This is a genomic window from Dorea sp. D27 (genome assembly GCF_001185345.1).
Classification (GTDB): Bacteria; Bacillota; Clostridia; order Lachnospirales; family Lachnospiraceae; genus Extibacter.
The window spans coordinates 1,375,893-1,384,358 of the sequence record NZ_KQ236743.1 but is presented as its reverse complement, the minus strand read 5'-3'; the positions used below and the strand labels follow the sequence as shown (position 1 = coordinate 1,384,358).

At 48.3% G+C, this 8,466-nt stretch carries 8 protein-coding genes; 4 read left to right on the top strand and 4 right to left on the bottom strand.

All coding sequences use genetic code 11. From position 1 onward, the window contains the following. Positions 1-438 precede the first annotated feature (438 nt). The 4 genes from HMPREF0980_RS06480 to HMPREF0980_RS06465 are packed head-to-tail and all read right to left on the bottom strand — an operon-like array spanning position 439 to position 2,798. Complete coding sequence (locus HMPREF0980_RS06480) at positions 439-879, bottom strand: aspartate carbamoyltransferase regulatory subunit (protein WP_049728264.1); 441 nt, start codon at positions 877-879, stop codon at positions 439-441. Between the two features lie 11 nt (positions 880-890). Continuing rightward, a complete protein-coding gene (pyrB, locus tag HMPREF0980_RS06475) occupies positions 891-1,808 on the bottom strand; it encodes an aspartate carbamoyltransferase (RefSeq protein WP_049728263.1) in 918 nt (305 codons plus the stop codon). Positions 1,809-1,818: 10 nt separating this feature from the next. Further along, positions 1,819-2,355: a nitroreductase family protein gene (locus tag HMPREF0980_RS06470; RefSeq protein ID WP_049728262.1), complete on the bottom strand. Its 537-nt coding sequence runs from the start codon at positions 2,353-2,355 to the stop codon at positions 1,819-1,821. Positions 2,356-2,414: 59 nt separating this feature from the next. Next, complete coding sequence (locus HMPREF0980_RS06465) at positions 2,415-2,798, bottom strand: putative ABC transporter permease (protein ID WP_084002662.1); 384 nt, start codon at positions 2,796-2,798, stop codon at positions 2,415-2,417. Positions 2,799-2,885: 87 nt separating this feature from the next. Here HMPREF0980_RS06465 and HMPREF0980_RS06460 point away from each other — a divergent pair, with 87 nt between their 5' ends. The 4 genes from HMPREF0980_RS06460 to HMPREF0980_RS06445 all read left to right on the top strand — a co-directional run bounded on the left by HMPREF0980_RS06460 (position 2,886) and on the right by HMPREF0980_RS06445 (position 8,464). After that, positions 2,886-4,016: a bifunctional chorismate mutase/prephenate dehydratase gene (locus tag HMPREF0980_RS06460; RefSeq protein WP_049728260.1), complete on the top strand. Its 1,131-nt coding sequence runs from the start codon at positions 2,886-2,888 to the stop codon at positions 4,014-4,016. Between the two features lie 18 nt (positions 4,017-4,034). Continuing rightward, positions 4,035-5,330, top strand: coding sequence for an ATP-binding protein (locus HMPREF0980_RS06455; protein ID WP_049728259.1), 1,296 nt, complete (start codon positions 4,035-4,037; stop codon positions 5,328-5,330). A 41-nt stretch (positions 5,331-5,371) separates the two neighbouring features. Next, positions 5,372-6,307 (top strand): hypothetical protein, encoded by a 936-nt coding sequence (locus HMPREF0980_RS06450; RefSeq protein WP_147629782.1) that lies wholly within the window; start codon positions 5,372-5,374, stop codon positions 6,305-6,307. Positions 6,308-6,532: 225 nt separating this feature from the next. Continuing rightward, a complete protein-coding gene (locus HMPREF0980_RS06445; protein ID WP_049728257.1) occupies positions 6,533-8,464 on the top strand; it encodes a deoxyguanosinetriphosphate triphosphohydrolase family protein in 1,932 nt (643 codons plus the stop codon). Positions 8,465-8,466: the final 2 nt, after the last annotated feature.

Here is an 8,466-nt window from a genome sequence, read left to right as displayed (position 1 = left end):
TGATAAGGATACGGAGCATCTGCTCGAAGCCAAGCTTGCGGATCCTGACAAAATCGTGCCCCGGCCTTCGGACGAAGGGGGCCGGATTGGCGGCCATCTTAGAGATGAGTGTGAGTAGCTTCTTCTTTAGAATCTGTGGAAAATGCATAGGTGGAACCTCCTTAAGAAATATATAATTAATTGGCTTCGCCACAAATTTCTAAAGAATTGTCAACCTTTTTTATAAAAAACAGAAGAAAGATGCAGAATATATATTTTAAAGTATTCTACATCTTTCTTCTGTTTTCTTAACTTAATGACATTGCCGTGGGGTGTGAGCCGCTATCGGCAAACATTCCACAGGCTTAGAAATCTGTGTGATAGTCGCAGTCCCGGACGCATCGCAGCAGATGCCCCCTGCCTCCCCAGCGGCGTCCTAATTTACTTAAACTCACATTCCTAACGCTCGTCGTACTTCTCTTCGCAGTATTTACAGCGGTAGATTTCATTTTTCGGATCTGTCAGGACAAAGATGTGGTCCAGCTCCTGCTCGATGGAAGTGATACAGCGCGGATTCTTGCATCGGATGACGTTGGTAATCTCTTTCGGAAGCTTTAAAGCCTTCTTGTCCACGATCTTCTGATCCTTGATGATGTTGATCGTGATATTGTGGTCTATAAAGCCAAGGATATCGAGATCTATGAAATCTATCGGACATTCAATCTTGATAATATCTTTCCTTCCCATCTTGCTGCTGCGCGCATTCTTGATGATAGCCACACAGCAGTCCAGCTTATCCAGCTTCAGGTGCTTGTAGATATCCATGCTTCTTCCCGCCTGGATATGGTCCAGTACGAAACCTTCCGATATGCTGCCTACGTTTAGTGTATTTTCAACCATTACAATTCCTCCTAAACTTCAATTTCCAGTAATGTGAGTATGAGAGCCATCCGCACGTAGACGCCATACTGCATCTGTCTGAAATATGCAGCTCTTGGGTCACTGTCTACTTCTACAGAGATTTCGTTCACTCTCGGCAGCGGATGGAGTACGAACATATTATCCGGGGCCAGCGTCATCTTCTTCGCATCCAGGATGTAGAAATCCTTCATACGCACATAGTCTTCCTCATTGAAGAAGCGCTCCTTCTGTACACGTGTCATGTACAGGATATCCAATTTGGGCAGAGCTTCTTCAAGACGGACAACTTCTTCATAAGGTACATCTCTGGCATCCAGGACATCGTTGCGTATGTAGCTGGGAAGCCTCAGCTCTTCAGGGGATATCAGTATAAATTTGATACCCGTATATCGGACGAGTGCATGGATAAGCGAGTGGACGGTACGTCCAAACTTCAGATCCCCGCAGAGCCCGATGGTCATGTCGGAGAGATGCCCTTTTAAAGAGCGGATGGTGAGCAGGTCTGTCAGTGTCTGGGTCGGGTGCTGGTGTCCTCCGTCCCCTGCGTTAATCACAGGGATGGAAGAGTGGCGGCATGCCACCATAGGCGCGCCTTCCTTCGGATGGCGCATGGCACAGATATCTGCATAGCAGGATATGGTACGGATCGTATCTGACACGCTTTCCCCCTTAGCGGCAGAACTGGAATCGGCAGTGGAGAACCCCATGATACTGCCACCCAGATTAAGCATGGCAGCCTCATGGCTCAGTCTCGTTCTTGTACTTGGCTCATAGAACAAAGTGGCAAGCTTCTTCCCCTCGCATGCATGCGCATATTTTTCCGGATTGGCTTCGATATCATTAGCCAGATCCATCAGTTTATCCAACTCTTCCACCGAGAAATCCAGTGGACTCATCAAATGTCTCATAAAAACCTCCTTATACATATGTCAATACTTCTTGCACAGATTTTCTTCTGGGTACAGCCGGTTCGATATCAGGCCAGCCGACGGCTATTAAGGCGGCAAGCTCCTCGTCCTTGGATATATGCAGCAGTCCGCTGATGCCATCCTCATCCCAGATTCCCATGATTACCGTTCCAAGCCCTGCTTCATGAGCGGCAAGACAGAACGACTGGCATGCGATACCTGCGTCAAACATCTGCCAGCGGTCTCCCTTATCTGTCGTAAAGGAACCGTCGCGCTCAAAACCACAGATACCTTTTACAAAAGTAACTGCAATAAGCAGTGGTGCCTGCTTTACAATCTTGGAATTAAATTCCGGGGTAAAATGAGTAGCGATAGTATCAAGAATTGAAGGATCTTCGACTGCGATATAACGGGTAATCTGACTATTCTTCCAGGACGGCGAATAGGATGCGGTAGATATCAGAGATTCTAACAGAGAATGATCCACACGTTCCGGCTTGAACCTGCGGATGCTTCTTCGTGTCATGATGCATTCCTTGGTATTCATATCATAATCCTCCCATATTGAAAATCTTTCATATATCATATAATAAATACGAAAGATTTTCAACTTCTGGACAGGATTTTTTCAAACAGCAGTCCGGCGCCGAACCAGAGGGGCGCATAATCAAGGCGGACGAGGCCGTTAATGTTCAGAGGCGCTTTGCTGTAATCCCACGGACAGGCATCAATCCTGCGTAAAACAGACCCGGTGATATATTCTCCGATAAAAATGCAGCATGTGTATACACCTCCTCTAAGGACCGGGCTTTTACCTTTCAGGACTTTGCAGACGGGCGATAGGAAACTGGCCATTCCATATATCGGGAACATCCAGATAGACGTATTGCCCATCAGCGTGGGATTCTTTTCTTTATAGGAATGGAGGCCGGTGAAAAGAATCTCCATGCACCAGCCTGCCGTTCCACAGGAGAGAAAATTATGTTTCATACGTTGTAAGTATGCCAAAGGGCAGTAGATTTTATGCACGAAATATATTATAATACAGATTAGTTTGCAAGAAGGAGATAGAAGGATATGGCAGAGTTATCAGAACTGAGGGAACAGCTGGATGGGATAGACGCACAGATTGTGGAACTGTATGAAAGACGCATGAATATATGCGAACAGGTCGGAGAATACAAGATTGAGAAAGGGAAGAAGGTATTCGACCGGCAGAGGGAAAAGAATAAGCTGGCAGATGTGGCCTCCAAGGTCAGCAGCGACTTTAACAAGAAAGGTATTCAAGAACTCTACCAGCAGCTCATGTCCATGAGCAGGAAGCTGCAGTACCAGCAGCTTGTGAAGGCCGGAGCCCTTGGCCGCCTGCCGTTTATAGAGGTGGATTCGCTTGATAAGCGCACGGCACGTGTCGTCTTTCAGGGCGTGGAAGGGGCGTACGGGCAGGCGGCTATGCAGCAGTATTTTGGCGAAGGCTGCAACAGCTTTCATGTAAGGACGTTCCGGGATGCCATGGAGGCGATAGAAGAAGGATCTGCCGACTATGCCGTGCTTCCGATTGAGAATTCTTCGGCAGGAGCCGTAAATGAGATGTATGATCTGCTCGTGGAATTTGAGAATTATATCGTAGGGGAGACGATCCTTCCGGTAACACACACCTTGGCGGGACTGCCGGGGACAGAGCTTACAGATATACAGCGAGTCTATTCCAAGGCAGAAGCGCTCATGCAGACGTCCCGCTTCCTGGATGACCATGCCGACTGGCAGCAGATCAGTGTCGTGAATACAGCAATCGCGGCCAAAAAGATTCTGGATGACGCGGACTGTACGCAGGCTGCGGTTTGCAGCGCGTACGCTGCTAAGGTACACGGCCTTTCTGTCCTGGTGGACGGGATCAATGATGAGAAGAATAATTTTACAAGATTCATCGTCGTTACGAACCAGAAGATATTTCGAAAGGATGCGGATAAGATCAGCATCTGCTTTGAGGTTGCGCATGAGAGCGGTTCCTTGTATCATCTGCTGTCCCATTTTATATACAATGACCTGAATATGACAAAGATTGAATCCAGGCCGGTAGAGGGCCGCTCGTGGGAATACCGTTTTTTTGTGGATTTCGAGGGCAGCTTAAGCGACGGAGCGGTAAAAAATGCAATCCGCGGCCTGAGGGAGGAAAGCCGAAGCCTTAAGATTCTCGGCAATTATTAGGCAAGGAGAAGGAAGCAGATGAGAACGAACGAGTTAATCCTTTACAAACATATGGAACAGCAGCAGATTCTTGATGATATGACGTTCCTTATGGAGAATTATGACAATGAATACTACAATAAAGAAGATATGCGAAGCCTTCTGTTCGATGTGGTGAACGAACTCCTGGAGCTGGCTGCCAGCCATGGCTTCGAGGGCAACCTGTGGCATGATTATCTTACATATCTGCTTGCCAGCGACGAAAACGCTTACAGCACGTCCTGTGAGATTATCGGCGAAGTAGACGGCAGCATCAACGATGCGGCCCTGCACGACTTTGAGATATTCAAAGAGCTGTTCGACTATGACTTTACCTTACTGGAAAAGGAGCTGGGCGCAGGCTGCCTGTCATTTGTCCGGAATTACAGAGGGCTTGGCGATGAGCATGGCAACGTGTTCAACACGAGGATCAGCAGCCGTATATGCGGGCTTGGGAAAGCGCTGGCCGGTGTATCCGGCAGCCTGGAATTTAAACATACAGTAACCGGGTTCTACAAGGAGTTCGGCGTAGGCAAGCTTGGGCTCCACAAGGCGTTCCGCATAGAACATACAGCGGAAGGAGCTGAGATAATGCCAATAACAAAGATAGCCCATGTCCATCTTGATGATCTTGTCGGGTATGATATCGCCAAAAAGAAGCTGACAGACAATACGCAGGCATTCGTGGAAGGGCGTCGTGCCAACAACTGTCTGCTATATGGAGACGCAGGCACCGGCAAGTCCTCATCCATCAAGGCCATCCTCAACCAGTATTATGACCAGGGTCTGAGGATGATAGAGATATACAAGCATCAGTTCCAGGACCTGAATGACGTCATCGCACAGATAAAGAACCGCAATTATAAGTTCATCATCTATATGGACGACCTCTCCTTTGAGGAATTTGAGATAGAGTATAAGTATCTGAAAGCCGTCATCGAAGGAGGTCTCGAACGCAAGCCGGATAATGTGCTCATATACGCCACGTCCAACCGGAGGCATTTGATCCGTGAGACGTTCAAGGATAAGGCGGACCGTGATGAAGAGCTGCACACGAACGATACGGTACAGGAGAAGCTGTCTCTTGTGGCCAGATTCGGAGTGACCATCTACTTCGGCCGTCCGGAAAAGAAGGAATTCCAGGAGATCGTCAGGCAGATTGCACTTCGAAATGGCATCCATATGCCGGAGGATGAGCTGCTGCTTGAAGCGAACAGGTGGGAGCTGAGCCACGGCGGACTGTCGGGAAGGACCGCGCAGCAGTTCGTGGACTACCTGCTCGGGATGAAAAGGTAAGAGCCGGATAAATGCAGCATATGACAGAGGAGGAAAAGAATATGAATTTGGATAAGGTAGTGCCGGACGGCCTTGCGGTCAGTCGGCATCATAATGTGATACACGGTTTTGTCAATGGAGCAGCCGTAATCGTGAACCCGCTGGAGCAGAGTGCGCAGTACAAGATAACGTTATACCTTGATGTGGAGAGGAGTACATATAAGGATCAGTTTCTGGCATATGTGAAATCCCTGGAAGAGAGTTATCCTTTCGTAAACTATGCAGGATACAACTCGAAAAATGCAGTCACTGTAAATATAGCATCACAAGAGGAGTGGGACAGGGATAACCTGACGCATCTGCTGGAAGATATAACGGCAAAATGTGCGGACTTGCAGATATACAGCTGCTGTGCCGTCTGTGGGTCGACGGAACAGCTTGACATATCCGCAGTTGACAGCCACAGCGAACCACTGTGCGGCAGCTGCTATACCGGGATTGCAGAAGGTATGATTCAGACCGATGGCAGCAGGAGAAGAAGAGAGCATCTTCCTCTCGGCGTGCTCGGGGCTCTATTAGGAGCGGTCCTCGGCTCTGCACTTTGGATTGTGATCGGCCAGTTCGGGTTTATCGCCGGCCTTGCAGGGTACGCTATCGTTTATGGAAGTGTAAAGGGATATGAAAAGGCAGGAGGCACCGTATCGAAGAAGGGAATCATCCTCTGTATCATATTCTCATTGCTGGCAATTGCAGCGGCTGAATGTGCATCCTTAGGCATAACCATTTACCGGGAGCTCAAGGCTGATTACTGGATTACGCCGACAGAAGCCTTTCAGATGATTCCGGACTTCCTCGGTGTGGATGAAGTCCGCGGCGGAGTCATAAAGGATCTGGTCATCGGTTATGCATTTGCGGTATGGGCAAGCTTTTCTTTTGTCAAAAGCCTGTGGAAGAGGATTCAGGCGGAGACAGCACCGCACGTTATTGAACGTCTGTAATAAAGGGTAGTATGTACCGGTTACGTGGCTTATTACAATTTTGCAGTGGATGAATCTTACGATAAATGTTATAATATGTAAAAGCACGCAGGCGGTGTTAGTATGGAATGGTACAGTTTTCGACAATATGATAAGGCGAAAAAGTCACAGGACTTCGAGTTCTGTGACTTTTTTTGTGTTAGAGGACGAAACTCGACATTCTGAAGACGACGAAGGAGAAGAAAGATGAAGAATACATTGTATGTAATCAAACTGAAGAAGAATGCGGATTTTAAAAAGGGGGCCGAGGCAATCCTGAAGAATGCCGTGGAAAGCTATAGTAGGGAAATTGAAAATACATATGCGCTGTATGGACTGAACTACGATAATTTCAAGGACAGGTACGACAGGGAAAGAGACGGGACAGACGGGATCGTGGCGATGATCTGCTACGATGAAGATACTGGGGGACTCTGTAATCAGGAACTGTATGCGGGCTACTGCGAGGTGGATTCCAAAGAGGAAAGCATGACGATAACATATAAGATGCTTCTGCATCTTGACGATTCGAACATGATTCATAACCTTTTGGACAAATTAGACCTGGACCTGAAAGCTGACTATGAAAGCTGCAGTTATGTAATGATCAACCATTTTACAGAATTGATCCGGTCCTTTGAAGATCTGCTGATAAACAGTGGTAAGGCAAAGGGAGAGAAGGAAGAGGAAGAATTTGTACAGGACGGTACCGGTACAGAAGAGGAGATACCTTATGAGCTGCACGAGCTGGCCTGCCATCAGAACGAATGTGTCAGAAGGTATCGCATTAAGGCGGACAGAGACCGGGCGGCATTCCAGAGGGACAGAGAACGGATCGTCAACAGCAAGGCGTTCCGCAGGCTGGTGGACAAAGCGCAGATATTCGGTGCCCAAAAAGGTGACCACTACCGCACACGGATGACACATACGCTGGAAGTAAACCAGATTGCCAAAGCCATTGCGTATGCGCTTGGTCTGAATCTGGACCTGACGGAGGCGATAGCGCTCGGGCACGACCTCGGGCATACGCCGTTCGGACATCAGGGAGAGAGGACGCTGCAGGCGATCTTATCCGGAACGCTTCCGTGCATCGAGTTCCCGGATGATGGAATAGCTTGCAGGACAGGCTGTTTCGGCGGATTCAAGCATAATTACCAGGGGCTGCGTGTCTTGAACAAATTAGAAGAGAAATATGTGGCCCATGAAGGATTGAACATCAGCTGCCAGGTGATGGAAGGGGTATTGAAGCATACGAAGCTGAAAGAAGAGATAAGCATCAGCGACTTTGCCGATAAAGAGACCGTTGCGCACCTGAAACTGGAAGAGCGCTTCACAAGCAGGAAGAAAGGATATTATATCTGTTCCACCCTAGAAGGACAGGCGGTAGCACTGGCGGACGAGATTGCCCAGAGAGGACATGATGTTGACGATGCGATTTCCTCAGGGCTGATTACGGTGGAAGAGCTGATTGCACATCTGGATCTGGATAAGTATCATGCGATACGGGAAGAGCTGCGGGAAGAGAAGGCCATGTTCGATACATATGAACGTACATACATATCTGACAGAGAATTGATGGCAGGCAGGATGGTATCGGCGATAGTCCACTACTTTATCAATGGTGCAATCTGCTACAGCAGGGAGAGGATGGAGGAGTATGAAAGGCCCGCAGACGGCAGCATCGACAAAGAGATCGTCACGCTGTCAAAAGCCGACTGGGACGTGTGCAGATATCTGGAACAGATCATCAACAGGAGGGTGATATCCAGTGCGGAAGTTGCAAGATTCGACCACACCGGAAACAAGATCATCTATGCGCTATTCCAGGATTACTATCGGAATCCGCGGCTGCTCCACAAGGGGACGCTGCAGAGGATATACAGCCATATGCTGCAGCATGAGGATGCCTCGGTCAGAGAGAGTGCCATCCATCTTGGGTCTGGCAATATGGACATCGTGAAGGAGGAGATACAATCTATCGTTGAAGATAAGATAGGACTGGAGGAAGAGATTGACTTGCCTGAAGATGAATTCGTCCGGTTTGAGAAGAGGAAGATACTCGTACGCAATATTACGGACTTTATAGCCGGTATGACGGACAGCTATGCATTACAGGAATACAAGCGCCTGCATCCATAACA